The 25,464-nt window shown below is 69.3% G+C and carries 24 protein-coding genes, 1 tRNA gene, 2 rRNA genes and 1 pseudogene (1 of these 28 only partly in view); 17 read left to right on the top strand and 11 right to left on the bottom strand.

Annotation, left to right across the window (positions count from 1 at the left end):
- From JN22_RS20275 to JN22_RS20285, 3 genes are all read left to right on the top strand, one after another.
- Nucleotides 1-741 (top strand): 23S ribosomal RNA (locus JN22_RS20275); it begins 2,002 nt to the left of the window's first position.
- Between the two features lie 151 nt (nt 742-892).
- Nucleotides 893-1,008, top strand: a 5S ribosomal RNA gene (rrf, locus tag JN22_RS20280).
- A 91-nt stretch (nt 1,009-1,099) separates the two neighbouring features.
- Nucleotides 1,100-1,176, top strand: a tRNA-Met gene (locus tag JN22_RS20285).
- A 54-nt stretch (nt 1,177-1,230) separates the two neighbouring features.
- Here JN22_RS20285 and JN22_RS20290 read toward each other — a convergent pair.
- Nucleotides 1,231-2,172 (bottom strand): annotated as a pseudogene (locus JN22_RS20290) (IS256 family transposase); the annotation flags it as partial.
- A gap of 192 nt (nt 2,173-2,364) precedes the next feature.
- Between JN22_RS20290 and JN22_RS20295 the strand changes: the two are divergent.
- Nucleotides 2,365-2,934: a GGDEF domain-containing protein gene (locus tag JN22_RS20295; protein WP_211099674.1), complete on the top strand. Its 570-nt coding sequence runs from the start codon at nt 2,365-2,367 to the stop codon at nt 2,932-2,934.
- Nucleotides 2,935-2,962: 28 nt separating this feature from the next.
- Here the strand turns inward: JN22_RS20295 and JN22_RS20300 are convergent, their stop codons facing one another.
- The 3 genes from JN22_RS20300 to JN22_RS20310 all read right to left on the bottom strand — a co-directional run bounded on the left by JN22_RS20300 (nt 2,963) and on the right by JN22_RS20310 (nt 7,215).
- Nucleotides 2,963-3,589, bottom strand: a complete 627-nt coding sequence (locus JN22_RS20300) for a LysE family translocator (protein WP_085555659.1) — start codon at nt 3,587-3,589, stop codon at nt 2,963-2,965.
- A gap of 88 nt (nt 3,590-3,677) precedes the next feature.
- A complete protein-coding gene (locus JN22_RS20305) occupies nt 3,678-5,699 on the bottom strand; it encodes an adenylate/guanylate cyclase domain-containing protein (protein WP_223677810.1) in 2,022 nt (673 codons plus the stop codon).
- Nucleotides 5,700-5,748: 49 nt separating this feature from the next.
- A complete protein-coding gene (locus JN22_RS20310; RefSeq protein WP_085555660.1) occupies nt 5,749-7,215 on the bottom strand; it encodes a M48 family metalloprotease in 1,467 nt (488 codons plus the stop codon).
- Nucleotides 7,216-7,280: 65 nt separating this feature from the next.
- Between JN22_RS20310 and JN22_RS20315 the strand changes: the two genes are divergently transcribed.
- The 3 genes from JN22_RS20315 to pip all read left to right on the top strand — a co-directional run bounded on the left by JN22_RS20315 (nt 7,281) and on the right by pip (nt 10,006).
- Nucleotides 7,281-8,126 carry a thermonuclease family protein gene (locus tag JN22_RS20315; RefSeq protein WP_085555661.1) on the top strand — a complete coding sequence of 282 codons (846 nt, stop codon included), beginning with the start codon at nt 7,281-7,283 and terminating at the stop codon, nt 8,124-8,126.
- The gene (locus tag JN22_RS20320) at nt 8,123-8,959 is read left to right on the top strand and encodes a c-type cytochrome (RefSeq protein WP_085555662.1); all 837 of its coding nucleotides are present in this window, start codon (nt 8,123-8,125) and stop codon (nt 8,957-8,959) included. The genes JN22_RS20315 and JN22_RS20320 overlap by 4 nt, the downstream gene beginning before the upstream one ends.
- Nucleotides 8,960-9,055: 96 nt before the next feature.
- Entirely contained in the window at nt 9,056-10,006 is a 951-nt protein-coding gene (gene pip, locus JN22_RS20325) for a prolyl aminopeptidase (RefSeq protein ID WP_085555663.1), read from the top strand.
- On the opposite strand, the gene JN22_RS20330 is transcribed toward pip, so the two are convergent.
- Nucleotides 9,990-10,874: a LysR family transcriptional regulator gene (locus tag JN22_RS20330; RefSeq protein WP_085555664.1), complete on the bottom strand. Its 885-nt coding sequence runs from the start codon at nt 10,872-10,874 to the stop codon at nt 9,990-9,992. The two genes, pip and JN22_RS20330, sit on opposite strands and share 17 nt — an antisense overlap.
- Before the next feature lie 152 nt (nt 10,875-11,026).
- Between JN22_RS20330 and blaOXA the strand changes: the two genes are divergently transcribed.
- From blaOXA to JN22_RS20360, 6 genes are all read left to right on the top strand, one after another.
- The gene (gene blaOXA / locus JN22_RS20335) at nt 11,027-11,830 is read left to right on the top strand and encodes a class D beta-lactamase (protein WP_085555665.1); all 804 of its coding nucleotides are present in this window, start codon (nt 11,027-11,029) and stop codon (nt 11,828-11,830) included.
- 268 nt (nt 11,831-12,098) lie between these two features.
- On the top strand, nt 12,099-12,299 hold the full coding sequence (gene rpmI, locus JN22_RS20340) for a 50S ribosomal protein L35 (RefSeq protein WP_085555666.1): 201 nt from the start codon (nt 12,099-12,101) through the stop codon (nt 12,297-12,299).
- A gap of 20 nt (nt 12,300-12,319) precedes the next feature.
- Nucleotides 12,320-12,691, top strand: coding sequence for a 50S ribosomal protein L20 (gene rplT, locus JN22_RS20345; protein WP_085555667.1), 372 nt, complete (start codon nt 12,320-12,322; stop codon nt 12,689-12,691).
- A 126-nt stretch (nt 12,692-12,817) separates the two neighbouring features.
- The gene (gene pheS / locus JN22_RS20350) at nt 12,818-13,885 is read left to right on the top strand and encodes a phenylalanine--tRNA ligase subunit alpha (protein WP_085555668.1); all 1,068 of its coding nucleotides are present in this window, start codon (nt 12,818-12,820) and stop codon (nt 13,883-13,885) included.
- Between the two features lie 12 nt (nt 13,886-13,897).
- Entirely contained in the window at nt 13,898-16,309 is a 2,412-nt protein-coding gene (pheT, locus tag JN22_RS20355; RefSeq protein ID WP_085555669.1) for a phenylalanine--tRNA ligase subunit beta, read from the top strand.
- A gap of 418 nt (nt 16,310-16,727) precedes the next feature.
- Entirely contained in the window at nt 16,728-17,078 is a 351-nt protein-coding gene (locus JN22_RS20360) for a response regulator (RefSeq protein ID WP_223677811.1), read from the top strand.
- Between the two features lie 34 nt (nt 17,079-17,112).
- On the opposite strand, the gene JN22_RS20365 is transcribed toward JN22_RS20360, so the two are convergent.
- From JN22_RS20365 to JN22_RS20375, 3 genes are all read right to left on the bottom strand, one after another.
- Complete coding sequence (locus JN22_RS20365; RefSeq protein ID WP_085555671.1) at nt 17,113-18,786, bottom strand: DUF3369 domain-containing protein; 1,674 nt, start codon at nt 18,784-18,786, stop codon at nt 17,113-17,115.
- Between the two features lie 72 nt (nt 18,787-18,858).
- Entirely contained in the window at nt 18,859-19,803 is a 945-nt protein-coding gene (locus tag JN22_RS20370; protein WP_085555672.1) for an SH3 domain-containing protein, read from the bottom strand.
- Nucleotides 19,800-20,693: a LysR substrate-binding domain-containing protein gene (locus tag JN22_RS20375; RefSeq protein WP_223677812.1), complete on the bottom strand. Its 894-nt coding sequence runs from the start codon at nt 20,691-20,693 to the stop codon at nt 19,800-19,802. The genes JN22_RS20370 and JN22_RS20375 overlap by 4 nt, the downstream gene beginning before the upstream one ends.
- A gap of 118 nt (nt 20,694-20,811) precedes the next feature.
- Between JN22_RS20375 and JN22_RS20380 the strand changes: the two genes are divergently transcribed.
- The 3 genes from JN22_RS20380 to JN22_RS20390 all read left to right on the top strand — a co-directional run bounded on the left by JN22_RS20380 (nt 20,812) and on the right by JN22_RS20390 (nt 22,485).
- Nucleotides 20,812-21,096, top strand: coding sequence for a hypothetical protein (locus JN22_RS20380; RefSeq protein ID WP_085555673.1), 285 nt, complete (start codon nt 20,812-20,814; stop codon nt 21,094-21,096).
- 55 nt (nt 21,097-21,151) lie between these two features.
- On the top strand, nt 21,152-22,240 hold the full coding sequence (locus tag JN22_RS20385) for an asparaginase domain-containing protein (RefSeq protein WP_085555674.1): 1,089 nt from the start codon (nt 21,152-21,154) through the stop codon (nt 22,238-22,240).
- 116 nt (nt 22,241-22,356) lie between these two features.
- Nucleotides 22,357-22,485, top strand: a complete 129-nt coding sequence (locus tag JN22_RS20390; protein WP_085555675.1) for a DUF1289 domain-containing protein — start codon at nt 22,357-22,359, stop codon at nt 22,483-22,485.
- A gap of 362 nt (nt 22,486-22,847) precedes the next feature.
- Here the strand turns inward: JN22_RS20390 and JN22_RS20395 are convergent, their stop codons facing one another.
- Both JN22_RS20395 and JN22_RS20400 read right to left on the bottom strand, forming a co-directional pair.
- On the bottom strand, nt 22,848-23,300 hold the full coding sequence (locus tag JN22_RS20395; protein WP_085555676.1) for a hypothetical protein: 453 nt from the start codon (nt 23,298-23,300) through the stop codon (nt 22,848-22,850).
- 112 nt (nt 23,301-23,412) lie between these two features.
- Nucleotides 23,413-23,637: a hypothetical protein gene (locus JN22_RS20400; protein ID WP_143268369.1), complete on the bottom strand. Its 225-nt coding sequence runs from the start codon at nt 23,635-23,637 to the stop codon at nt 23,413-23,415.
- 151 nt (nt 23,638-23,788) lie between these two features.
- Here JN22_RS20400 and JN22_RS20405 point away from each other — a divergent pair, with 151 nt between their 5' ends.
- A complete protein-coding gene (locus tag JN22_RS20405) occupies nt 23,789-24,040 on the top strand; it encodes a ribbon-helix-helix domain-containing protein (RefSeq protein ID WP_085555677.1) in 252 nt (83 codons plus the stop codon).
- 83 nt (nt 24,041-24,123) lie between these two features.
- Here JN22_RS20405 and JN22_RS20410 read toward each other — a convergent pair whose 3' ends face one another.
- Complete coding sequence (locus JN22_RS20410) at nt 24,124-25,305, bottom strand: YsnF/AvaK domain-containing protein (RefSeq protein WP_085555678.1); 1,182 nt, start codon at nt 25,303-25,305, stop codon at nt 24,124-24,126.
- Nucleotides 25,306-25,464 lie beyond the last annotated feature (159 nt).

Raw genomic sequence — 25,464 nt, forward strand, 5'->3', positions numbered from 1 at the left:
AGCTCGTGTGGAGCCAACCTTGAAATACCACCCTTGAGGTCTCTGGCATCTAACCGCGGCCCGTTATCCGGGTCCGGGACCCTGCATGGCGGGTAGTTTGACTGGGGCGGTCGCCTCCCAAAGTGTAACGGAGGCGCGCGATGGTGGGCTCAGAGCGGTCGGAAATCGCTCGTCGAGTGCAATGGCATAAGCCCGCCTGACTGCAAGACTGACAAGTCGAGCAGAGACGAAAGTCGGCCATAGTGATCCGGTGGTTCCATGTGGACGGGCCATCGCTCAACGGATAAAAGGTACGCCGGGGATAACAGGCTGATGACGCCCAAGAGTCCATATCGACGGCGTCGTTTGGCACCTCGATGTCGGCTCATCACATCCTGGGGCTGGAGCAGGTCCCAAGGGTTCGGCTGTTCGCCGATTAAAGTGGTACGTGAGCTGGGTTTAGAACGTCGTGAGACAGTTCGGTCCCTATCTGCCGTGGGTGTAGGAGTTTTGCGAGGATCTGTCCCTAGTACGAGAGGACCGGGATGGACGCACCTCTGGTGCACCGGTTGTCACGCCAGTGGCATGGCCGGGTAGCTAAGTGCGGACGGGATAACCGCTGAAAGCATCTAAGCGGGAAACCCACCTCTAAACCAGACCTCCCTTGAGAGCCGTGACAGACCATCACGTCGATAGGAGGCGTGTGGAAGGGCGGCAACGCCCGAAGCTAAGCCTTACTAATCGCTCGATTGGCTTGATCCCTCACCGACAAAGCGCGCCGCGCGCAGCGGCAAGCCCGCTTCAAGCCCAGACGGCAAACGCCGTTTCGATCCTCAAAACACGTCACTTGCACGACAGCGCGAACGCGAAACGCTCCGGTTGGACGAGACGTCCGGTTCCTGTGCCTCGGTGACCTGGTGGTCATGGCGAGGTGACAAACACCCGATCCCATCCCGAACTCGGCCGTGAAAAGCCTCTGCGCCGATGGTACTGCGTCTTAAGGCGTGGGAGAGTAGGTCGCCGCCAGGTCTCCAAGGCACAGGGTCAAAACCAGACATCACAAAACTCTCCAAACCAAACGCTTCCGAAAACGCGCGCCATCTTCACGCACACCGGCAACCGCGGGGTGGAGCAGCCCGGTAGCTCGTCAGGCTCATAACCTGAAGGCCGCAGGTTCAAATCCTGCCCCCGCAACCAAACCAAAGCCCCTGAAAGCAACAAGCTTTCAGGGGCTTTTTCTTGTTTCTATCCAGAGAGCACGTCGAACTCGGCCTCGTCCATCAAGGCGGCCAGTTTGGAGAAGCGCGGCCGCAGGCTGTCGGCGACGTGTCGCCACTGCTCGTGGGCGGCCTGGGCGGTCTCCTGGGCAAAGGCGGTGCGGATGGTGGCGGCGACCATCGTCTGGTGCGCCTTGCCGACGCAGGCCAGGAGGTTCCTCATGCAATGAACACGACACCGTTGGAGTGTCGCGCCCAGCACCTTGGAAGCGGCGGCCTTCAGCCCGAGATGAGCATCGGCGATCACCAGTTTCACTCCGCGCAGCCCCCGGCGCGTCAAGGAGCGCAGGAACTCGCTCCAGAAGATTTCGGCTTCCGACAGCCCGAGACCGAGCCCCAGCACCTCGCGCCGGCCATCGGTGGTGACGCCGATGGCGAGTATGGCGGCAACCGAGACGATGCGGCCGTCCTGGCGCACTTTGACATAGGTGGCGTCCAGCCACACAAAGGGCCAGTCACCCTCCAGCGGCCGGTTCAAAAACGCCTGGACGCGCTCGTCGATGTCCTGGCACAGGCGGCTGACCTGGCTCTTCGAGATGCCGGTCATGCCCATCGCCTTGACCAAGTCATCGACGTTGCGCGTCGAGATGCCCTGCACGTAGGCCTCCTGGATCACCGCGACCAGCGCCTTCTCCGCCGTGCGCCGTGGCTCCAGGAAGGCCGGGAAGTAGGAGCCGCGCCGAAGCTTGGGGATCCGAAGGTCGATGGCCCCGGCGCGGGTTTCCCAGCTCCGCTCGCGATACCCGTTGCGCTTGGTCTGCCGCTCGTCCGTGCGCTCGCCGTAACCGGCGCCGCACAAGGTTTCGACCTCCAGTTCCATCAGCCGCTGGGCGGCGAAACCGACCATCTCGCGCAGGAAGTCAGCGTCGGCGCTCTTCCCAATCAGGTCCTGAAGAGCGATCCTGTCCTCGGTCATCGTGGTCTCCGTCACAGTTGATGGTCGTCAAGCAACCTCAACTTACCGAAGACACACGGTGACCGCCTGCTTCCGAACGGCTGGCCCGCCTGCGCCAGCTAGGGGGGAGCGCTCCGGCGGGCCAGCCTCACGTTCGGACACCACTCACCGGGACGCGACCAGCACATCCAGCGGGAGCAGCTGCTGGAACAGTTGCAGAAGGCGAACGCGGCGCTGGAGGCGGAATCCTCCACCGATGCCCTGACGGGGCTGCCGAACCGGCGCTTCGCCCTCATGGCGCTGGGGCGCATGTTCACCCTGGCGGAGAGGACGGGGCAGCGGGTGCTGATCGCCTTCATCGATCTCGACGAGTTCAAGAGCATCAACGACACCTACGGGCATGACGCCGGCGATGCGTTCCTCATCGAGGTCGGGCATCGCCTGTCCGGCGGGCTGCGCACCGGTGACGTGCTCGGGCGGCTCGGGGGCGACGAGTTCATCGTCGTCGGTCTGGTGCCGTCGGGCGAGATGGCGGGAGCGTCGGTGGCCGAGGCGACGCGTCGGAGGCTGGCGTCCCTGATCGAAGGCGAGTTCGCTCTCGGCCCGTGCAGCTTCGCGTATCCGGGGGCGAGCTTCGGCGTGCTCCACGCCGACCCCGTCTCGACATCGCCCGAGCAGGCGCTGCGCGACGCCGATGCGCTGATGTATGCCGACAAGCGGGAACGGCGCCGGGAGGTCGATCGCTTCCGGGCGCGGATCGCGGGGGTGCGCGAACGCGCGTAGCCTGTCCGGGAGGTGGTGGGACCGGGCGTCAGACCCGGTTTGCCGTCGCCATCAGCCCGCCGATGCCGACGAAGGTGCCGCCGGTGACGCGGTTGAACCAGCGCCCATGGCGGCCGAGCCAGGGGGTGATGCGCTGGGCCATGCCGGCCAGCACCAGTTCGTAACAGAATTCCGTCAGGGCGAAGGTGCCGCCGAGAACGGCGAATTGCAGCCAGAATGACGCGCCCGGAACCATGAACTGGGGCAGGAAGGCGGCGAAGAAGATCATCGCCTTCGGGTTCGACGCGGCGACCAGGAAGCCCTGGGCGAACAGCCGCAGCGGGCTGGCGTGCCTCGCGGTTCCCGCATCGGCGTCGGCGCTGACGGTTGCGCCCGGCGCCCGCCACAAGCGGATGCCGAGATAGACCAGATAGGCGGCGCCGATCCATTTGGCGATGGTGAAGGCGGTTTCGGAGGCAGCCAGCAGCGCGCCCATGCCGGCCAGCGACGCCGCGACCAGCACCAGGAAACCGCAGACGCCGCCGAGCACCGTGAAGACGGTGCGGGCGAAGCCGAAACGCACGCCATGGGTCAGCGACAGCAGGCCGTTCGGTCCCGGCGTCAGCGACAGGCCGATGGCCGCGAGCGCGTAGACGATCCAGAGTTCGAGCGTCACGGCGGTATCCTCATCCGATGGGCAAGGGGAAAGGGCTTGGACGCGCACTATGGCACCGGCGCGCCCGGGCCGCCATCCCGCAGCTGGGCTACCGTGCCGAGGGGGGAAATCCGGCGGTTTCGGAGAGCCCGGCGTCCGCCGTGTCCGCCGCAGGCCTGTTCATTCCCGCTGCGTCGGCACCGGCCGCGACCAGCCGCCACAGCTCGGTCATCCCGGTGCGGCCGCGCAGGGAACGCCCGCCCTGGCGCACCAGCGGGGCCGCGCCGCCGCCCTTGGCCGCGGTGACGCCGCTGGTCAGGATAATCACCTCCGCCTCGCCCTGGAGGGCGGCGGACAACTCCTCGATGCGCGCCGCGACGTTCACCGTGTCGCCGATGATGGTGTAGTTCATCCGGTTGTCCGAGCCGATGTTGCCGACCACCACCGGGCCGCTGTGCAGCCCGATCCGCATCTGGATCGGCGCCTGCCCGGCGGCGGCCCGGCGCCGGTTGTCGGCGCACACCGCGTGGTGGATGGCCTGGGCGGCGCGCAACGCGCGGGCGGCGTGGTCCTCCTGTGCTTCCGGCGCGCCCCAGAAGGCCATCAGCGAATCGCCGATGAACTTGTCCACCGTGCCGCCCTCCGCCTCGATGCAGGCGGCGAGCAGGGTGAAATGCTCGTTCAGCAAGGCGGCGGTGTCGGCGGCGGCCATGCGCTCGGCCATGCGGGAAAAGCCGCGGATGTCGGTGAACATCACCGTCACCTCGCGCTGCACCGAGGCCAACCCGCCTCCACCGGCGTCGCCGGGCAGCCCCTCGCGCTGGCGCATCAGCCGCAGGACCAGGGCCTTGGGGACGTAGGTCTCGAACCAGCGCAGGCCGGCGACCATGGCGTTGAAGGCGCTCGCGGCGCGGGCCATCTCGCGCAGACGGGAATCGGGGAGTTCCGGGATGGTGCGGAACTCGAAGGCGCGGACGCGGTCGGCGGCCTCGGCCAGCCGTGCGACCTGCCGGCTGATCTTGCGCCCGACGTACAGCGCCACCCCGACCGAGACCAGCAGGATGGCGAGCCCGACCAGTCCGGTCTTGTAGAGCCGGCGGACCTCGCCGTTCATCTCGCTTTCACGAAAACCGATGCCGATGATCCAGTCCTGCTGGCCGTAGCCGGACATGGCGCGCATCAGGAACAGGTAATCGTCGCCCATGACGCTGACGGCCTTGCCTTCGACCCGCTTCTTCAGCGCCTGCACCGGCGTGCCGCTGGTCCACAGCGCCGCCAGGGCCGGGTCGTCGACCTGGTCGGTGCGCGGCAGGGGGGGGCCGTCCGGCTTGTTGGAGAAGTCGAAGCTGCGGCCGACCAGCGCCGGATGGGCCAGCACATGGGAGTGATCGTAGAGGACGAAGGCGTTCAGCCCCTGCTCGACATAGAGCAGAGACAGGAAGCGTGACAGGTCTCCGAGCGACACCGCGACCGCGAGCTGCCCCAGATAGCGACCGTCGCGCCGCACCGGCTGGTAGAGCGAAACGAAGCTGTTCGACGCCTCCTTCGACCAGCGCGGATCGACCCAGGTGGCGGCGCTGCGGTTGGGGCCGTCCAGAACCTCCGGCGGGATGTCGGGTTCCCCCTGCATGTCGAAAGGACCGGCGACCAGCCCGCCGTTCAGCCGCCCGGCCCGCAGGCCGGTCAGGTCGGGGCGGAGGAAGGCGACGCCGGTCACATCGGGTGCCGCCGCCAGGGCGCCGCGCAGCGTCATGAGCATCGCGTTCGAGTCGGCGGGGTCGAGGTCGGCGCGCTCGATCAGGTTGGCGAGGAAGCGTGCCATGTCACGCGCCGGGTCGAGCTGGTGGCGGACCCGCACCTCGACCCCGGCCAGAGCCAGATCGGCCTTGTCGTTCAGCAGGGCGAAGGTGTTGGTTCCGGCGCTGACCAGCCCCAGCACCAGCACGCTGGCCACCGCCAGCAGCATCAGCGAGCCGAAACCGGCGACCAGAACCGCCGCGATGGGCAGCCGCAGCCGTTTGCGGGCGGCCCGGCCGGCTCCCGCTCCGGCCGCCATCCTGGCTGCCCGCGCGCTGTCCGCCGGGGGTGCTGTTGGGGCGTCGACCATGGCCGGCAGGGTACCCAGGCGCACCGGCGGGAGCAACCGTCGCGCGACGCGAAATCTGTAACAGGGAAACCCGTCAGCGGCTCTCGATCAGCTTCACCGCCTGTCCGGGAGCCAGAGGCGTTCCCGGTGGCAGATCATTGATGATCCGGAACAGTTCTTCCGCATAGGGCTCCTGCGGCATGCGGCGGACGAACGTCTCGACGCTGTCGCCCGGCCGGACGGCGACGACCCGGAGGCGGCGTGGTTGAAGCTGCGCCGCCTCCTGCCGGGTCAGCCGGTGGAAGCTGTTGGCGGTGGCCTGGAAATCGCGGTCGGCGCGCGCCAGCCCGCCGGCCGGGGCCAGGAAGGTGAAGCGATAGAATGTATCGTTATCGAAACGGATGGCGACCAGCCGGATGTCGGCGGCTTCCCCGCCGGTTTCCCCACGGGTCACGGCGGTCGCGGCGGGCAGGCCGCCGATGGTGGTCGCCTGGAGGCCCTGGAGGCTGGCGCCCTTGCCCCAGACCCGCGCCAGATAATCGGCCGGGTCGCGGACGCCGCCCGCCGGGCCGCCGTCGAAGGCGAGCGCGGCGCCGCTCTTGCTCTTGGCGATGACCTGATCGGCTCCGTTCAACAGGCTGTATCCTTCCGGAACCGAAAAGGAGATGCCGAGGCCGGGATGGGCGAAGGTCCGGCCACGGACGAAGCCGTTCTCCGGGCTGTCGCCGTAGATCATGCCGTCGATGGCGGCGAGGTAGGGCTCGCGCGGCCGGGCGCCGCCGGGCGGGCGGGCGCGGGCCAGGTCGGCGGCGTGGCGGACTCGGTCCTCGGTCTGCGGGTGGCTGGCGAAGAAGTCGAAGCCGCCGTCGGTCCTCCGGCCTTCCCGCAGGCCCGCGTACTGGCTGTCGCGGCGCAGCGTCTCCAGGAAGGTCGCCATGGCGAAGGGATCGTAGCCGGCGCGCTCCAGCGTGGCGACGCCCAGCTCGTCGGCCTCGGTCTCCTGCTCGCGCGAGTAGCTGGCGACCAGCGCGGTGCCGCCGAGCCCGGCGAGCTGGGCGACCGTTTCGTCGCCGAACAGAAGACCGGCTCCGGCGGCCAGCAGCCCGGCGATGGTTTCGCGGGTCTGGCGTTGGGCGGAGTGATGGGCGGTGACGTGGCCGATCTCGTGGGCCAGCACGCCGGCGACCTCGGCCTCGTCCTTGGCGAGCGCCAGCAGGCCGCGGGTGACGTAGATGTAGCCGCCGGGCAGGGCGAAGGCGTTGACAACCTCGCTGTCCAGCACGGTGAAGGTCCAGGGATCGCGAGCGCGTTCGGTGGTGGCGGCCAGCCGGCGGCCGAGCTGGTCGATGTAGCCCTGGAGCCGGGCGTCCTTCACGGCGCCGCCGAACTGCGCCAGGATCTTCGGGTGCTCCTGGGCGCCGACGGCCTGTTCGTTGCCGTCGAACAGGCCGGCCTGGGCGGGGGATGGCGGGGCCGCGACCAGCCACAGCGCGGCCATGCCGGCGGCCAGGGTGCTGGCGATGGAACGGCGGAGGTTGCGGTTGGATTGGAAGCTCGGCATACCGATCAGAACCCCGCCGTGCGGCGGTTGTTCCCACCCGACTCCGTGGCTCCCGATCGACCGCCATGCGCCGCTTCTGCCTGCTCGCGCTCAGCCTGTTGCTGGCGGCCGCCGCGCCGGTGGAGCGCTGGCGCGTGACCGCTGTTCTCGACGGCGACACGCTGGAGCTGGAGGACGGGCGCCGGATCCGGCTCGCCGGCATCGAGGCCGCCAAGCCGCCGCGCAACGCGCCTTCCGACGAGGAACGGCGCTGGCCGCTGGCCGAGGCGGCGGCGGCGGCCCTGTCGGAGCTGGCGCTCGGCCGGCTGGTGACGACGCATGGCGAGACCGCGCCGGACCGGCACGGCCGGACGATGGCGCATCTGCTGCGCGACGACGGGCTGTGGCTCCAGGCGGAGATGCTGGCGCGCGGCCATGCCCGCGTCCACACGCGGCCGGACGCGCGGGCCTACGCCCGCGAGATGCTGGCGACGGAGGACGGCGCGCGCGGCGCGCGGCGCGGGCTGTGGCGGACCCGCGTCTACGCCGTGCGCGATGCCGATCCCGGAACGCTGGCGCGCGACCGCGACAGCTTCCAGATCGTCGAGGGGCGTGTGCTGCGCGTCTCCAAGACCGGCGGCGAGGCGTATCTCGATTTCGGCGAGGACTGGCGCACCGACGTGACGGTCCACATTTCGCGCCCGGTGATGCGCGATTTCGCCAAGGCCGGCATCGATCCGCTGTCCTACGAGGGGCGGCGCGTCCGCGTTCGCGGCTGGATCGGCCTGCGCAGCGGCCCCATGATCGACATCACCCACCCGGAGCAGATCGAGCGGCTGGAGGGCGGCGCGGCGCCGGCGCGGCCTTCCGTGCCGCGCGCGGGCGCCGGTGCCGCCACGGACGAGGACGTCGAAGAGGAGGATTCCGAATGAACATACGCTTGCTGGCTGCCTGCTGGCTGCTCCTCGCGGCGATGGTCCCGGCCCCGGCATCGGCCGGCGGGCCGGAGCTGACCGTCGCCGTCGGCGGGATCGAGCGGAGGTTCGACCGCGACGCTCTGCTGGCCCGCCCCGACGCGGTGACGGTGGACATTCCGGCTGACGTCTCCTACGGCCGTCCGATGCGCTACCGCGCGGTGCCGCTGGCCAGCCTGATCGGTCTCGACCGTTTTCCGGCCGACGCGGTGCTGGAGGGGGTGGCGAGCGACGGCTTCGCCGCGACCCTGCCGCCGGAGCTGTGCCTGCAAACCGACGACCGGGGGTCGGTCGCCTTCCTGGCGGTGGAACCGGCCGACCGGCCCTGGCCGCAACTGCCCGGCAAGACGGTGTCGGCCGGCCCCTTCTATCTGGTCTGGGTGCGGCCGGAGGCGTCGGGCGTCCGCAGCGAGCAGTGGCCCTACCAGCTCGCCCGCCTCGTCAGTGTCGACGACCCGCTGAAGCGCTGGCCGCAGCTCGCGGTGGACGCCGCGTTGCCCGCCGACTCGCCCGCCCGTGCCGGGCAGGCGGTGTTCGTCACGCAATGCATGGCCTGCCACCGGCTGAGCGGCGCCGGGAGCGCCGAGGTCGGGCCGGACCTGAACCGGCCGATGAACCCGACCGAGTATCTGACCCCGGCCGGGCTGGCCCGGCTGATCCGCGACCCGCGTTCGGTGCGGAGCTGGCCGGAGCAGAGGATGCCCGGCTTCGACCCGGCGATGCTGAGCGACGCCGACCTGGAGCGGGTGGTCGCCTATCTCGGGCACATGGCCGGACGGAAGGCCCCGTAAGCGCCGCGGTCCGGGCGTCCGTTGAGGGCTTTCCACTCTGGCGCAAGGTGCGGCCGGTCCTCTACACTCGATCACCGCATCACAGGACCGACCACCATGCCCCGCAGCGAATTCTACCCGCCCATCGACCCGTACCAGACCGGCACGCTGGCCGTGGACGGCCTCCACACGGTCTATTGGGAGCAGGCGGGCAACCCGCGCGGGGTGCCGGTGATGTTCCTGCATGGCGGGCCGGGGGCGGGCGCCTCGCCGACCCACCGCCGCTTCTTCGACCCGGCCCATTACCGCGTCGTGGTGATGGACCAGCGCGGCGCCGGCCGCTCCACCCCGCTCGGCGAGATCCGCGAGAACACCACCGAGCGGCTGGTCGAGGACATCGAGACGCTGCGCCGCCATCTGGGGATCGAGCGCTGGCATCTGTTCGGCGGCTCCTGGGGCTCGACCCTGGCGCTGGCCTACGCCCAGACCCATCCGGAGCGCTGCCTGGGGCTGATCCTGCGCGGCATCTTTCTGATGCGGAAGAGCGAGATCGACTGGTTCCTCTATTCGATGCGCGTGCTGTTCCCGGAGGCCTGGGCCGCCTTCACCGCCCACATCCCGGAGGCCGAGCGCGGCGATCTGCTGGAGGCCTACTGGAGGCGGCTCGACTCGCCCGACCGGCTGGTGCGCATGGCGGCGGCGCGGGTGTGGAGCGTCTATGAGGGGAGCTGCTCGTCGCTGCTGCCCTCGCCCGAGCTGATCGCGGCGAGCGGCGAGGACACCCACGCGCTGGGGCTGGCGCGGATCGAGGCGCATTACTTCCGCTCCAACCGTTTCGAGCCGGAGGACAAGCTGCTGCGCGACGTCCACCGCATCCGCCACATCCCCGGCATCATCGTGCAGGGGCGCTACGACGTGGTCTGTCCGCCCATTTCGGCCGACGAGCTGCACCGGGCCTGGCCGGAGGCCGATTACCGGATCATTCCCGACGCCGGCCATTCGGCGATGGAGCCGGGCATCCGCGCGGCGCTGGTGCAGGCGACGGAGCGCTTCAAGGAGTACCGTTGACCCCGTTGGCCTGGGCCAGCATCCAGGCGCGGAAGGCACGCATCGCGGGCGTGACGTGGCGGGATTTCAGCCAGGTCAGCCAATAGGCGCCCAGCGACACCTCGACGGCGAAGGGGCGGACGATCCGCCCCGCCTCCAGCGGGCGGGCGAACATCAGCGGCGGCGCCAGCGCGACGCCGTCGCCCTCGATCGCCGTCTCCACCATCATCCAGGACGAATCGAACACGGTTCCCCGGATCGGCGGCGCCTCCAGCCCGGCCGCCGCGAACCAGCGCGGCCATTCGTCGGAGCGGTAGGAGCGCAGCAGCGTCTCCCCCAGCAGATCGGCCGGGCCGGTCAGCCGCCCGGCGATGGCCGGCGCGCAGAGCGGCGACAGCGGGGCGTCGAACAGCGGCTCCGCCTCCATTCCGTGCCACGCCCCGTCGCCGAAGCGGATGGCGCAGTCGAGCCCCTCGGCGGCGATGTCGACCCGGTTGTTGTTGGTCATCAGCCGCAGGTCGATGAAGGGGTGCGCCCCGGTGAAGCCGCGCAGCCGGGGCAGCAGCCAGCCGACCGCGAAGGTCCCCACCGCGCCCACCGTCAGCACCTCGCGGACATGCCCGGTCTCGAAACGTTCCAGCAGGTCGCCGATGCGGTCGAAGGAGTCGCGCAGCACCGGCAGCAGCGCCAGCCCTTCGTCGGTCAGGGCGAGGCCGCGCGGCAGGCGGCGGAACAGCACCGCGCCCAGCCGCTGCTCCAGCGTCTTCACCTGATGGCTGACCGCCGCCTGGGTGACGCACAGCTCGATGGCGGCCTTGGTGAAGCTGAGGTGGCGGGCGGAGGCCTCGAAGGCCCGCAGGGCGTTCAGCGGCAGATGGGGGCGGACCATGCTCCGATCCAAATTTTTCTAGGGGCTCGCCCGATTTATCATCGTTTGCCGCTGCCCATCCAGCCCCGTATCCCTGTGCCGGGCCACCAGCGAGGAGAAAAAAGGTGATCGACCGGCGTCAACTCACAAAGGGAATTTGCATCGGGCTGGGGATGGGGGCGTTGGGAGCGCCGCTTGGCGCGCTGGCGGCCGAGGCCACCCGCAAGTCGGCCAAGGCCGTCGACAGGATCGTCTGCTCGGTGGTGCTCGACGCGGCGTCGGGGGCCGTGCTGTTCCGCGAGGGGCCGTGCGGGACGCGCTTCAGCCCGGCCTCGACCTTCAAGGTTCCGCTGGCGCTGATGGGCTATGATTCCGGCATCCTGGAGGACGAGCACCGCCCGGTCTGGGACTACCGGCCGGAGTTCAACGCCACCGACCGCGAGAAGAAGACCACCGACCCGACGATCTGGGAACGCGACTCCATCGTCTGGTATTCGCAGGAGATCACGCGCCGGCTCGGCATGAAGCGCTTCCAGGGCTACATCGACCGTTTCGACTACGGCAACCGCGACCTGACCGGCGATCCCGCCAGGAAGGACGGCCTGACCAGGTCCTGGCTGATGTCGTCGCTGGCGGTGTCGCCCGACGAGCAGGCTCGGCTGCTGAAGCGGCTGCTGGACGGCGCCCTGCCGGTGTCGGAGCGGGCGCAGCGGATGACGATGGCGATCCTGCCGCAATTCGCCGCCGCCGACGGCTGGGCGGTGCGCGGCAAGACCGGCAGCGGCTGGCTGCGCAACGCCTCGGGCGTCAAGGATCCGACCCTCCAACTGGGCTGGTTCGTCGGCTGGGCCGAGCGCGAGGGCCAGCGCGTCGTCTTCGCCCGGCTGGAATCCGGCGCCATCCAGTCCGACAAGTTCGCCGGCCTAGTCGTGCGCGAGGCGCTGCTCGCCGGGTTGCCGGGGATGATCGCCCGCTGACGGGGATCGGTGGCCGGAGCGGTATCCGACACGGATGAACACGGATGCCGGCTTCGCCGGTGCACGGATGAACGGGATCAGGACGAAACAAAATCCGTGTTCATCCGTGGATATCCGTGTTCATCCGCGTCTCCGGACGATGCCTCTTGTGATCGGCGATCCTAAAGCGTATAAGGCGACCCTTCCACGGGCGGCGAGGCTGGACCGCAAGGCCCAGGGCATGCCCAACCGTCCGCTGGAAGTCGACCCTATCCGATAGGAACCCAAAATGCCCAAGCTGAAGACCAAGAGCGGCGCCAAGAAGCGTTTCAAGGTGACCGCGACCGGCAAGGTCCGCGCCCAGGCGGCCTTCAAGCGCCACTGCCTCGAGCAGAAGTCTCCGACCATGAAGCGCAACGCGCGCGGCATGATGACCCTGTGCGACGCCAACGCGCGCACGGTGTTGAAGAACTGGCTGCGCAACGCCTGATACTGGGAAGGATCTGACTTATGGCTCGTGTTAAGCGCGGCGTCACCACGCACGCCCGTCACCGCAAGATTCTGAAGCTCGCCAAGGGCTACCGGGGTCGCAACTCCAAGAACTTCCGCATTGCGATCGAGAAGGTCGAAAAGGCGCTTCGTTACGCCTACCGCGACCGCCGCAACAAGAAGCGCGATTTCCGCGGCCTGTGGATCCAGCGCATCAACGCCGGCGTCCGTCAGTACGGCCTGACCTACTCGCGCTTCATCAACGGCATCAAGCTCGCCGGCATCGAGATCGACCGCAAGGTTCTCTCCGATCTGGCCGCGCGCGAGCCGGAGGCCTTTAAGACCTTGGTGGATCAGGCCCAGGCCGCGCTCGCCTCCAAGGCCGCCGCGTAAGGCATCCGCGATCGCGCGGACGCTTTCCACAAGGCGCCAGATGACAAGAAGGGAGCCGGGCCGCTGGGTCCGGCTCCCTTTTTTGTGTTTTTTGCTCTTCCGTCCCCACGTTTGCCGGGAACCGCCATGCTCGACGCGCTGAAAGACGAACTCCTGTCGATGGTCAACGCCGCCGCCGATCTGCCGGCGCTGGACGAGGTGCGCGTCAACGCGCTCGGCAAGAAGGGGCGCATCACCGGCTTCATGAAGGAACTCGGCGGCCTCGGCCCCGAGGAGCGCAAGGAGCGCGGCCAGGCGCTGAACGCGCTGAAGGACGAGATCGCCGCGGCGCTCGACGCCCGCAAGGCCGACCTCGCCGCCGCCCACCTGAAGGCGCGGCTCGAGGCCGAGCGCGTGGACGTCACCCTGCCGGTGCGTCCGGAGACCGAGGGCCGCATCCACCCGATCAGCCAGACCATGGACGAGATGGTCGCCATCTTCGCCGAGATGGGCTTCGCGGTCGCGGAAGGGCCGGACATCGAGGACGACTTCCACAACTTCACGGCCCTGAACTTCCCGCCCGGCCACCCGGCGCGCGACATGCACGACACCTTCTATCTGCCGGATGCCGGCGATAAGAGGATGCTGCTGCGCACCCACACCAGCCCGGTGCAGGTCCGCACCATGCTGAACCAGAAGCCGCCGATCCGTATCATCGCGCCGGGCCGGACCTACCGCTCCGACTACGACATGACCCACACCCCGATGTTCCACCAGATCGAGGGGCTGGTCATCGACGAGGCGACCAACATGGGGCACCTGAAGGGCTGCCTCGTGGAGTTCTGCCGCGCCTTCTTCGACGTGGACGACCTGCCGCTGCGCTTCCGTCCCAGCTTCTTCCCCTTCACCGAACCCTCGGCGGAGGTCGACATCGGCTGCTCGCGCCGGGGGGGCGAGCTGAAGCTCGGCAATTACGGCGACTGGCTGGAGATCCTCGGCTGCGGCATGGTGCACCCCAACGTGCTGGAAGCTTGCGGCATCGACAGCACAAAGTACCAGGGCTTCGCCTTCGGCATGGGGGTGGAGCGCGTGGCGATGCTGAAATACGGCATCCCCGACCTGCGCACCTTCTTCGAAGCCGATCTGCGCTGGCTGAAGCATTACGGCTTCGTGCCGCTCGACATCCCCAACATCGCCCAAGGCCTGACGCGGTAAGGAGCCAAAGCCATGAAGTTCACGCTGTCCTGGCTGAAGGACCATCTCGACACCGACGCCACGCTCGACCGGATCACCGAGACGCTGACCGCTCTCGGGCTGGAGGTCGAAGGCGTCCACGACCGCTCCAAGGAGCTGGCTCCCTTCCGCGTCGCCCACGTCGTCTCGGCGGAGAAGCACCCGGACGCCGACAAGCTGCGCGTGCTGGTCGTCGACACCGGCACCGAGAAGCTCCAGGTCGTCTGCGGCGCCCCCAACGCGCGCGCCGGCCTGAAGGGCGTCTTCGCCGCCGAGGGCGCCTACATCCCCGGCTCCGACATCACGCTGAAGAAGGGCGTCATCCGCGGCGTCGAATCCAATGGCATGATGTGCTCCAAGCGCGAGCTGAAGCTGTCCGACGAGCATGACGGCATCATCGAGCTGCCCGAGGACGCGCCGGTCGGCGCCAGCTTCGCCGAGTATGCCGGGCTGAACGACCCGGTCATCGACATCAACCTGACGCCCGACCGCGCCGACTGCGCCGGCGTGCGCGGCATCGCCCGCGATCTGGCGGCGGCCGGGCTCGGCACGTTGAAGCCGCAGACCGGGGGGCGCATCGACGCCACGCCGGTGCCGGGCGCCTTCCCCAGCCCGATCGGCGTGACCATCGAGGCGCCGGACGCCTGCCCGATGTATGTCGGCCGCACCATCCGCGGCGTGAGGAATGGCCCGTCGCCGCAGTGGATGCAGGACAAGCTGACCGCCATCGGCCTGCGCCCGATCTCGGCGCTGGTCGACGTGACCAACTACATCACCTTTGACCTGTCGCGCCCGCTGCACGCCTTCGACGCCGACAAGGTGACGGGCGGCATCGTCGTGCGCATGGCGCGGGAGGGCGAGACGCTGGTCGCGCTGAACGGCAAGGAGTACGCGCTCGACCCCGCCATGACGGTCATCGCCGACCATGAGAAGGCCGAGGCGCTGGCCGGCATCATCGGCGGCGAGGCGTCGGGCTGCACCGAGACGACCACCACCCTGTTCCTCGAAGCGGCGATCTTCGACACCGTGCGCACCGCGCAGACCGGCCGCCGGCTCGGCGTCGAGTCGGACGCGCGCTACCGGCTGGAACGCGGCGTCGATCCGGCGGCCGTCGTCTCCGGCGTCGAGCGCGCCACCCGCCTGATCCTGGAGATCTGCGGCGGCGAGGCGTCGGAGCTGGTGATCGCCGGCGCCGAGCCGGCGTGGCGCCGCACCCTGACCCTGCGCCCCGGCCGGGTGAAGAGCCTGGGGGGCGTCGATCTGGAGCAGGGCGAACAGGTCCGCATCCTGACCGATCTCGGCTTCACCATCGAGGGCGAGGACGACAACGGCACCCTGCATGTCGGCGTCCCCTCCTGGCGCGCCGACGTTCATGGCGAGGCGGATCTGGTGGAGGAGGTGCTGCGCGTCCACGGCTTCGACGCCATCCCGGCGACGCCGCTGCCGCGCGAGACCGTGCTGGCCCGCCCGGCCCTGACGCTGAGGCAGCGCCGCGTCGCGCTGGCCAAGCGCGCGCTGGCGTCGCGCGGCCTGTCGGAGGCGGTGACCTGGTCCTTCCTGGCGTCGCCGGTCGCGGCGCTGTTCGGGGCGGAGAATGAGGGGCTGCGGCTGGTCAACCCGATCAGCAGCGACCTCGACGTCATGCGCCCGTCGATCCTGCCCAACCTGATCCAGGCCGCCGGCCGCAACGCCGACCGTGGCATCGCCGACGTCCGGCTGTTCGAGGTCGGCGCCGCCTTCCGCAGCCCGGCCCCCGACGGCCAGGACACGGTCGCCGCCGGCATCCGCGCCGGCAACGCCGTGCCGCGCCATTGGGCCGAGAAGGCGCGCGTCGTCGATGTCTTCGACGCCAAGGCCGACGCCCTGGCGGTGCTGGAAGCGGCCGGCGCCCCGACCGCCAACCTCCAGGTCACCACCGACGCGCCGGGCTGGTACCACCCCGGCCGTTCGGGCGTGCTGCGGCTCGGCCCCACGGTGATGGCCCGCTTCGGCGAGATCCACCCGTCGGTGCTGGAGACGCTGGGCGTCAAGGGGCCGGTCGTCGGTTTCGAGGTGATGCTCGACGCCGTGCCGCTGCCCAAGAAGAAGGGCGGCACCGCCAAGCCGATGGTGCAGCTGCCGGCCTTCCAGCCGGTCGAGCGCGACTTCGCCTTCCTGGTCGGCCGGCAGGTCGAGGCCGACAAGATCCTGCGCGCGGTGAAGGCCGCCGACAAGGCGCTGGTCAAGGACGTCGCCGTGTTCGACGTCTACCAGGGGCCGGGCGTCGGCGAGGGGCAGAAGTCCGTCGCGGTGTCCGTCACCTACCAGCCGACCACCGCCACCCTGACCGACGAGGCGATCGAGGCGGTCGGGCAAAAGATTGTCGCGGCGGTGGTGAAGGCGACGGGCGGCTCTTTGCGCGCCTGACCCGTCTATCCATTTGTTTGCAAAAGGCCTCTGCTTCGGCGGAGGCCTTTTTTTATGCCGCTTTCAGTTGCAAAGTCCTTGTTCCTGAGAATGCACGCATATGCAATTTTTCGGAATTGAGAGTCTTTGCCATGAGATTATAAGGGATGATGCTTGAAGTTTTGCGAATTGGCATAAAGGACGTTCTGAATCCTTGGATTAAAATTTCCAAACCTTTGATATATTTTTTCTTCCAAACGTACGAATCAGTCAATATCACGAAAAAGCCACAGCCATTGGTCTGATTGCTCATCTTTCCTTGTTTTAGCCTAAAAAGTGTCGAATGGATCGGGGGAACCGGACGATGGCGGACGACGCGGAAGAGCGGGCGGCGGGTGACGGTGATTCTCGCGCGGATTTACCGTCTTTGGTTGTCGTGGTGGACGATGACCGGGCGATCGTCGAGGGTCTGTCCCTGCTTCTCGACGGCTGGGGCTACGAGGTGTTGGCGGCCCTGAGCTTCGACGCGCTGGAGCACGCGCTGCCGGGCTTGCACCGTCCGCCGGGGCTGATCATCGCCGACCATTTCCTGCCCGCCGGACGCACCGGGGCCGAGGCGGTCGAGCGGCTGCGCGAATTTACCGGAATCCAGGTGCCTGCGATCATCCTGACCGGCGACACCACGCCCGAGCGCCAGGACGAGGCACGCCAGCACCGCTGCACGCTGCTGCACAAGCCGGTGCAGGTCGCTCCCCTGCGCGACGCGGTGGAGCGGCTGGCCCGCCACTGAGCGCCCCGTCCAAGTCCTGGCCGTGCCGGAGCGGTCAGGACGCCGCCAGATCCGGCGCGATGATCAGGAAGGCATCGACCACGGCGGGGTCGAAGCGGCTGCCCGCCTGCTCCCGAATCTCGGCAACGGCCCGCTCATGGCCCAGCGCGGCGCGGTAGGGCCGGTCGCGGGTCATCGCGTCGTAGGCGTCGGCCACCGCGACGATGCGGGCGGCGACCGGGATCGCCTCCCCGCTCAGCCGGTCGGGATAGCCGGTGCCGTCCCAGTTCTCGTGATGCCAGCGCGCCACCTCGGCGCCCAGATGCAGGTGGGTGTGGCCCTCGGCCAGACGGCTGGCGCGGTCCAGCAGCAGGGATCCGGCGATGGTGTGCCGCTGCATGGCGGTGCGCTCCGCCTCGGTCAGGGGGCCCGGTTTGCCCAGTATGGCCGGATCGATGGTGGCGTTGCCGACATCGTGCAGCACCGCCGCCAGCCCGATGATCGCCAGGAAGGCGTCGTCGACGAGGCCGGGGAAGCGGTTCTCCTCCTGGAGGCGCCGGGCGATGCGTTCCGTGATGGTGGCGATGCGCAGCGAGCGGGCGAAACGGGACTCGTCGCCCGCTCCGCCGTCCTCCGGCCCGCCGTCCCCCTCCCAGTCCGGCTCCCCGCCCCGCTGGCGCTCGGCCAGGTCGGCGAGCGCCGCCAGCGTGCCCTGCTGGGCGCGGTGGAGTTGCTCGTAGAGGTGCAGGTTGTCGAAGCCGACGGAGATCCGGCCGCAGAACACCTCGATCAGTTCGCGGTCGAGGTCGGACAGCGGCCGGTCGGAGCGCAGATAGACCACGTTCTCGCGGTCGTTGGGGGTGCGGATGTAGAGGGTGCAGTGGTCGGCGGCGTACTGGTTGGCGCGGCTTTCCAGGCAGGCCACCACCGCCGCCAGGACCGCGGGTTCGACATGCTCGCAGGCCGGCTCGTTGATGACCGTCTCGAAGCGGCCGGACCCGGCCAGCACATACAGCCCGTCGCTGGCGGCGCCCAGCACGGACCCGCGCTGCACGCAGAGGATGGCGTCGGGGCCGACGGCCAGCAGGCCGGAGAGTTGCGTCAACACCCCCGCCGCGAACAGCTTCATCGAACGCGCCTGGAACAGGGAGGAGGACGCCTCGATGATCTTCTCCAGGCCGCGGCGGTTGGCCTCGATGGCCATGATGTCCTCGTAGGACCGCAGCGCCGCGACCGTGGTGGTGAAGAGCTGCTGGGCGGTGAGCTGCGTCTTCGCCTTGTAGTCGTTGATGTCGTAGTCGAGGATGACCGCCCGCTCCGGCGCCTGCCCCGGCTGGCCGGTGCGCAGGATGATGCGGACGTGGCGGTTCTTCAGCTCCTCGCGGATGTGGTGGACGAGCTGGAGGCCGGCGTCCTCGGTCTCCATCACCACGTCCAGCAGGATCATGGCGATGTCGGTCTCGCGCGCCAGGATCTCCCGCGCCTCCGCCGCCGAATGGGCGGAGATGAAGTGCGCCGGGCGCCCCTTGTAGGAGAAGTCGGACAGCACGAGCTTGGTGATCGAGTGGACTTCCGGCTCGTCGTCGACGATCAGCATCTTCCAGCGGTTGCCGATGCCCGGCGGCGCCGTTCTCGGTTCATCCGTGGAGGAGGCACCGTCCCCATCGTCCAGGAAGAAGAGATCGTCGTCGCTGGCGTCATCGGGGGCAGGCGTGTCGGCGTGGGGCATGACGAACCGTCCGGAGGGCAGGGCCGCAACACAATGGCCACCAAACCTTAAGGAATCATGGTTTAACGAGTCTCAAAACGTGTCCAACTCGATCACCGTGCAATCCAGCCCACGCTGCGCCAAGGTGCCGCAGGCGGTGTCGACCTGCAAGCGTGTGAAAGGGCCGACCCCGATGTCGTAGAGCGTGCGGGCGCCCTTGAAGACCGGCCAGACCATCGGCGGCAGATCGCGGTAGGCGCTGCCGGGACCGGCGGTGAACTCCTGCCAGGCGCGCAGCCCCTCGCCGTAGCTGACATACTCGCCGAGCTTGGCGGCGTAGAGCATCCCCGGCTCGATCGGCGGCATGCCGGGCAGCGGGTAGGGGGCGACCACCCCGACCAGCCCGTCCACCGGCGCCGTCGCGCGGGTTCCGGCGGGAAGCGCCAGCGTCGCCTGCCCGCTGGCGACGCTGATGACGCCGACGACGTCGCCCTTGCGCAAGGTGAAGCCGCGCCGCTTCTTGTTGCTGAGGAACTCGGTGGCGCCGACCGGCTTGGCGGCGACGACGTAGCCCTGGGCGGGAACCTGCGCCGCCTTGTCCCACGCCTCGCGCGGGACGACGGCGGCGGTTCGGCCGCTGGTCGCCGGTTCGGCCGGCTTGCCGGCGGCGGGCCTGGCCGGGCGCGGCCCCTCGCCGCCGACGGCGGGGCGGCCGGTGACCATCAGGGCCGGGTCCAGGCTGTCGGCCGGGACATAGCCGATCGGCTGGCCGCCGATGGCGACCTCGGTCCAGTAGGTGCCGCGCGGCGTGCCCAGCGCGTTCAGCGCCTTGCCCTGCTTCAGGGTCATGACGATGCGGGCGTCCTCGTTGGGGCCGATCCGCACCTCGATGTCGCGGTTCAGGATGACCTCGCCGGTCAGCGGGGCGCCGGTGGCGACCGGGCTCTGCGCCCACGCCGCTGGGGAGGCCGCCAGGGAGGCCGCCAGGAACAGGACGGCCAGCAGGGCGATTCGCGGGAGCGCCGCGCGGCGTCTCATCGCGCGGTCTCCCCCACCAGATCGTGGATGGCGTCGGCCAGCAGCCGGACCGGCTTCGCCAGTTGGCCGGGGGCCCGGTGCAGGGCGATGTGGATGTCGGGCAGCTCGGGAAAGCCGTCGGCCGGGCCGATCCGCCGCAGCGAGGGCGGCACCGTGCATTCCTCCATCGCCGTCACCCCCAGCCCGCCGAGGATGGCGCCGTGCACGGCGACGACGCTCTTGCTGGTGAAGGCGACGCGCCAGTCGCGGCCGATGCGGTCGAGCGCGTCGACGGCGAGGTCGCGCACGACGCAGCCCTTGGGAAACAGCGCCAGCGGCAGGGGATCGCACTGTTCCACCGGCCGCACCCCGGGCGCCATGGCCGGGTCGAGCGGCGGCGCCACCCAGGCGACCGGCTCGCGCCGCACCAGTTCGCCGGCGCGGTCGTCGGAGCGGCGGGTGACCAGCGCCAGATCGTAGCGGCCCTTGTCGATCTCGGCGACCAGATCGGGGCTGTTGTCGCAGACCACCTCGACCATCACATCGGGGTAGCTGGCGTTGAAGCGGGCCAGCACCTCGGGCAGCAGCATGGTGGCGTAGTCGTCGGGCGTGCCGATGCGCACGCTGGCGACGGTGGTGGTCCGGCGCATCAGCGCCATCACCTCGTCGTTCAGGGTCAGCATGCGCCGGGCGTAGGCCAGCAGCACCTCGCCGTCGCGGGTCAGGCGGACGCCGTGGGTGTCACGCTCGAACACGCGCTTGGCGACGGTGTCCTCCAGCCGGCGGACCTGCTGGCTGACCGCCGCCTGGGTGCGGCCGAGCCGTTCGCCCGCGCGGGTGAAGCTGAGCTGTTCGGCGACGGCGACGAAGGCGCGCAGCAGGTCGGTGTCGAGATTCGCGAGCATGGCCATGGGACCGGAAGTTGCCTCCCATTCAAGCAGAGGCGCCCGGCCGCCGCAACGGCTGGTCATCACGAATCGTAATGACCTCATAATGCCTATTCGTTTCCAAGGGAATGCGCGCCGCCCCATGTTCCGTCTCCAAGACATCCCCAAGACCTGCGAGACGATCATGCTGCTGACCATGGCCCTGACCAGCGTGGTGCTGGAGGCCGCCCGCCTCGACCGCCCGCGCGACCGCCCGCGCGACCGCCCCGCGCGCCCGGCGGCCGAGCGGGAACCCTTCCGGCTGGCCTACGCGCCCGCCATCGCCCCGCGCGCGGAGCCCGGCCCCTCCATGGCCTTCTGTTCGATGGTGTCCCCGGCACCGGCCGCTTCCGCCCGGCTGCACGGCCGCGTGCTTGTTGAGGACTGAAACGCTCCGTCGTATCGTTCGCGCTCGCGACGGGCGAGCGGCAAGGGGGCGAACGATGGCGAAGGTCCATGTCCTGTACACCGGCGGCACCATCGGCTGCGTTCCCGACGCCCAGGGGGCGCTGGCCCCGGTTCCCGGTCCGGAGTTCGAACGGCTCGTCCTCTCGATGCCCGGCCTGTCCGGACACCGGGTGGCCGATCATCCCGGCCTGACCTGGACGATGGGTTGGCTCGACCGGACGCTCGACAGTTCGGCGATGACGCCGGCGGACTGGATCGTCATCGCCCGCCGCATCCTGGACGTCTACGACGAGTATGACGGCTTCGTCGTGCTGCACGGCACCGACAGCATGGCCTACACGGCCTCGGCCCTGTCCTTCCTGCTGCCCGGCCTGTCCAAGCCGGTGATCCTCGGCGGTTCCCAGGTGCCGCTGACCGTCGCCCTGAGCGATGCGCTGCCCAATCTGGTCGGCGCCCTGGCGCTGGCCGGAACCCTGCCGGTGCCGGAGGTCTGCGTCTTCTTCGACACGCTGCTGCTGCGCGGCAACCGGGCGCGGAAAATCGACGCCAACCGCTTCGCCGGTTTCGGGTCGCCCAACTTCCCGCCGCTGGCGACGGTGGGGAGTTTCGTCGCCCGGAACGGCGCGCTGTGGCTGCCGATGCCCGGTGACGACGCCGCGCTGTCGGTGCCGGCGAACCGCGCCGGGCGCCGGGAGGAGTTGGACGCCCAGGCGGCGGCGCTGGATGGGTTCTCCGTGCCGATGCTGTGGCTCCATCCTGGCATCCGGGCCTCGACGGTGTCCGCCATGCTGTCGGGCACCGTCCCGGCGGCGAAGGGGCTGGTGCTGCTGGCCTTCGGCGAGGGCAACGGCCCGACCGATCCGGCCTTCCTCGCGGCGCTGGCCGGCGCCGACCGGTCCGGCGTGGTGGTGATGGACAACACCCAGGTCCAGGCCGGCGCGGTGCTGCCCGGCGCCTACGCCACCGGGCTGGGCGCGGTCGGGGCGGTCGGCGCCTACGACATGACGCCGGAGGCGTCCTACGCCAAGCTGGTCTGCCTGCTCGCCGCCGGCCTCGATCCGGTCGCGGTCAAGGGGCTGATGGCGACGCCGCTCGCCGGTGAGCTGACCGTCATCGACGCCTGACGGGGCGTGCGCGACCGGCGCGTCTCCGGTGACGGAATGGGCATGGCGCGCAACGCGGCGCGTCGGCAGAATGACGGTTGTCCAGCGGCTTTCACAGGGCTTGAGGTGTCCACGGAATGAGCGACAATCCCGATTGCCTGGGCATGTGCGCCATCGACGGCGATGTCTGCACCGGCTGCGGCCGGACCCTCGACCAGATCAACGCCGCGCTCGGCGATGAGGACGACGAAGCGCCGGAGGGGTGACGGCCCTTTCCATGCAGCCGGCGATTGCGCAGGCGCCCGGATTCCATTGAAGCCTTGACCGGCGGAAGGGGAAGCGCAATATCGGGGGTAGGCGTGCCGAGGCTCCAATCCCCGGCACGCCCGCCCGATCTTAGTGCAGACGGTCAAGCAGCCGCTTGACGATCTCCAGCACCAGGATCAGGAGAGTGAGGATTCTGTCCATCCTCTTGCCCTCCGTCAGTGCGGCGCGGGCGGTGGCCATTCCGCCGCCCCGACCGCCCCCTCAATCTGACGAAACGCTCCGCCTCCTGCGGGCGAAAAGCGCGGATGTTTTTCATCCGGGCGCTGTGCCGGCGCTGCGGAAAGGGGCTTCCTTGACGCCCTTACTTGATGGTGCCCAGGCTCCCCGCACCCGTCGCCGCCGCACCGCCCGAGGAACTGCCGGAGCCCGTGGCGCCCTGGCGCTCGTACTGGGCGCGCTGGTCGAGCGCGCTGGGGTCGTGCATGACGACGACGCTGTCGCCGCGTCGTTCGAAGTCGGAGGCGCCGAGCATCAGCGGACGGTCGTCGTTCGGCCGCTTCAGCGCGATGACCGCCTGGCCGTCGGAACCGGTGGTGACGTCCTGGATGGTGCCGGCGACCGGACCGCCATGGCGATGGACCACCGGCTTGCCGATCAGGTCGCGCGAGGGCACGAGGTCGCGGGCGCCGGTGTCCATGGTGCCGGCGGCCACGGCCTCGGCCTTGCTCGGGGGCGTGGCGGTCTGGGCCTGACCCGGCATGGCGGTCATCAGCAACAGAAGGGCCGGGACGGCGGCGGCGAAAAGCGTGCGCATGTCATGCTCCCATGTCGGACGGAACGGGCCGCGCGGTGGCGGCGCTTGTCCAGGCATTGACACGCCGGCGCCCGATTCGTTGCATGCGGGCTGCGTCTTTCCCTCAAAAAGCTCAACCGCGCGTGCGGTTGCGCGGACCGCCGCGTCCGGTCGGCTTCGTCTTGAGTTCACCCAAGCCATGGGCCTGAAAATAATCGGCAAGCGCCGATGTCAGCACCCCTTGTATGGACCCGCGTGCGGAGTCGCCGCTCATCTTCAGAGCGAGGGCGTGCTCATGGACAACGCGCCAGTCGTCACGTTCGAGCTTTACAGTCAGGGCAACAAGGTCATCCGCCATGCGGAGACGATGCATCAGCGAATTTTTGAAAGCAATTAATTAGCATACTAAGTAAATACGCAAAACTCAAACATATAAAGTATCAAACTACGTACTTACGGAGAATATACACGCTGTGGTACACCCATCCATCGCTTGAAGGAGGCGCTGCATGGTGAGCCGCGTGTTGACCCTCGACGGCACGCCCGTCACGGTGAGCCTGGAGCCGATCTTTTGGGAGTTGCTCCAGGCGCGGAGCGCGCGGGAGGGGCTTTCGGCGGACCGCTACGTTGAGCGGAATGCGCCGACCCGAAACCCGGCGGCCCTGGCCCGCTGGGTTCGAACCACCTGCGTCAACGATCTGCGGGAACGGGTGGAGAGGATGCGGAACCGACTTGACCGGCGGGGCGGCACGGCCCGATAACCCCGTCCGGTCGGGAAAAGCGGTGGGTGGTAAGGGCGGCCCGCCGGTCGCGACGCACCGCCCTCCCTTCGCACTGATGGGGATCAGCGGTGACGCTCGATCCGCTGCGTCTCGACCTCGGTCCGGCGGACGGTGTCGCGGATGGTTTCCTGGCGCTCCTGGCTGTCCTTGGTGATCTCGACCTCACCGATCAGGCGGGCGGCCTTGCGGATCTCGGCCTCCTCCGAGACACCGGTCACCTCGACCGTCTGTTCCTGGAAGGCGGCCTCGGCCTCCTCCGGGCTGAGGTCGCGGCCGGCGTCGCGGCGGCGGGCCTGGACCGTCTCGTCCTTCAGGGTCACCGTCTTGTGGACCGGGCGCTCGGTGACCGTGCTGCGGGCGCGGACGCCGGTGGTCACGCTCGTCTTCGCCACGTCGATGCTCTCCTCGGCTTCGGGCAGGACCAGCCGCTCCTCGTCCGGCCCGTCGAAGACGTCGGTCCCTTCCGCGCCGTTCTCCGTCATGATCTCGACAACCGCCTCGGCCCGGTCGGCGGACACCCGCGCGGTGACGACCAGCGCCCGCCGGTCCAGAGAGCCGGCGAGGGCCTGGATGTCCGCGTCGTCGATCTCCAGACCGGACAGCGAGGCCCGCAGATCGGCCGCCGTCCCGTCGCCGCCGGAGCCGAAGATCCGGATGTCCGCCCCGCCGTCGCCAAGGGCATGGAACGCCTTCCGGGCTTGATGGGCGGCGGTGGCGTCGGTGAAAAGACCGATGATCGTCGTCATGGCTGTTCTCCTGAGGACGGGGGCAGGCGCGGCGGCCGCCCCGTCACGGGCGTTGTCGTGGGTGTCGTTGCTGGTGTGGTCGTTGGTATGGTGGTGGGCTCTGATGGCGGTGCCGTCGGCGGCGATGGCCTCGATCTCAGCCCGTTCGCGGCGCACGGGAACGGCGGTGCGCAGGGGGCGGATGGAGGATCGCCGCGTCACATGGATTTCCTCGACCAGCCGCAGGCGGGTCTCGATGACGGCGACCTCCTCGACGATGGGGATGATCGTCGTGTCGCCCTCCTGGCGCTGGCGGGGCGCCTCGTCGATCCAGCGGCCGGCCGGGACGCGGCGGACGGTGACCTCCTGGGTCCTCACCGTCTCGTCGATGTCCTGGAGGGTTTCCTGGACCGTCTTGCGCACCCGCACGCCGCCAGAGGCGCGGGCGGTCTTGTGGACGGTCGCGATTTCTTCGGCAAGGGGAACGATCACCCGCTCCCCGGTCGATCCGGTGTCCATGATGGTCCCTGCCACGATGATGGTCGGAAGCGTCGGCGGGGGCGGCGCCTCGGCGCCCGCGTCCCTGCACCCGACAACAGGGCGTCCGGACGATCATCTCGCGGGTGCGAAAGAATCATGGTTTCTTTTTTGCGCATGCACACAAACGAAAAAGGCGGG

This window comes from Azospirillum agricola, from assembly GCF_020005195.1.
GTDB lineage: Bacteria > Pseudomonadota > Alphaproteobacteria > Azospirillales > Azospirillaceae > Azospirillum > Azospirillum agricola.

Excerpts from the sequence above, each read along its gene's own strand:
- JN22_RS20410 (WP_085555678.1), bottom strand. The coding sequence starts at position 25,305 with ATGGACACCGGATCGACCGGGGAGCGGGTGATCGTTCCCCTTGCCGAA.
- JN22_RS20370 (WP_085555672.1), bottom strand. The coding sequence starts at position 19,803 with ATGAGACGCCGCGCGGCGCTCCCGCGAATCGCCCTGCTGGCCGTCCTG.
- pip (WP_085555663.1), top strand. The coding sequence starts at position 9,056 with ATGCCCCGCAGCGAATTCTACCCGCCCATCGACCCGTACCAGACCGGC.
- rplT (WP_085555667.1), top strand. The coding sequence starts at position 12,320 with ATGGCTCGTGTTAAGCGCGGCGTCACCACGCACGCCCGTCACCGCAAG.
- JN22_RS20320 (WP_085555662.1), top strand. The coding sequence starts at position 8,123 with ATGAACATACGCTTGCTGGCTGCCTGCTGGCTGCTCCTCGCGGCGATG.
- JN22_RS20375 (WP_223677812.1), bottom strand. The coding sequence starts at position 20,693 with ATGGCCATGCTCGCGAATCTCGACACCGACCTGCTGCGCGCCTTCGTC.
- JN22_RS20400 (WP_143268369.1), bottom strand. The coding sequence starts at position 23,637 with ATGGCGGATGACCTTGTTGCCCTGACTGTAAAGCTCGAACGTGACGAC.
- JN22_RS20405 (WP_085555677.1), top strand. The coding sequence starts at position 23,789 with ATGGTGAGCCGCGTGTTGACCCTCGACGGCACGCCCGTCACGGTGAGC.
- pheT (WP_085555669.1), top strand. The coding sequence starts at position 13,898 with ATGAAGTTCACGCTGTCCTGGCTGAAGGACCATCTCGACACCGACGCC.
- pheS (WP_085555668.1), top strand. The coding sequence starts at position 12,818 with ATGCTCGACGCGCTGAAAGACGAACTCCTGTCGATGGTCAACGCCGCC.
- JN22_RS20365 (WP_085555671.1), bottom strand. The coding sequence starts at position 18,786 with ATGCCCCACGCCGACACGCCTGCCCCCGATGACGCCAGCGACGACGAT.
- JN22_RS20380 (WP_085555673.1), top strand. The coding sequence starts at position 20,812 with ATGTTCCGTCTCCAAGACATCCCCAAGACCTGCGAGACGATCATGCTG.
- rpmI (WP_085555666.1), top strand. The coding sequence starts at position 12,099 with ATGCCCAAGCTGAAGACCAAGAGCGGCGCCAAGAAGCGTTTCAAGGTG.
- JN22_RS20310 (WP_085555660.1), bottom strand. The coding sequence starts at position 7,215 with ATGCCGAGCTTCCAATCCAACCGCAACCTCCGCCGTTCCATCGCCAGC.
- JN22_RS20315 (WP_085555661.1), top strand. The coding sequence starts at position 7,281 with ATGCGCCGCTTCTGCCTGCTCGCGCTCAGCCTGTTGCTGGCGGCCGCC.
- JN22_RS20330 (WP_085555664.1), bottom strand. The coding sequence starts at position 10,874 with ATGGTCCGCCCCCATCTGCCGCTGAACGCCCTGCGGGCCTTCGAGGCC.
- JN22_RS20390 (WP_085555675.1), top strand. The coding sequence starts at position 22,357 with ATGAGCGACAATCCCGATTGCCTGGGCATGTGCGCCATCGACGGCGAT.
- blaOXA (WP_085555665.1), top strand. The coding sequence starts at position 11,027 with ATGGGGGCGTTGGGAGCGCCGCTTGGCGCGCTGGCGGCCGAGGCCACC.
- JN22_RS20385 (WP_085555674.1), top strand. The coding sequence starts at position 21,152 with ATGGCGAAGGTCCATGTCCTGTACACCGGCGGCACCATCGGCTGCGTT.
- JN22_RS20395 (WP_085555676.1), bottom strand. The coding sequence starts at position 23,300 with ATGCGCACGCTTTTCGCCGCCGCCGTCCCGGCCCTTCTGTTGCTGATG.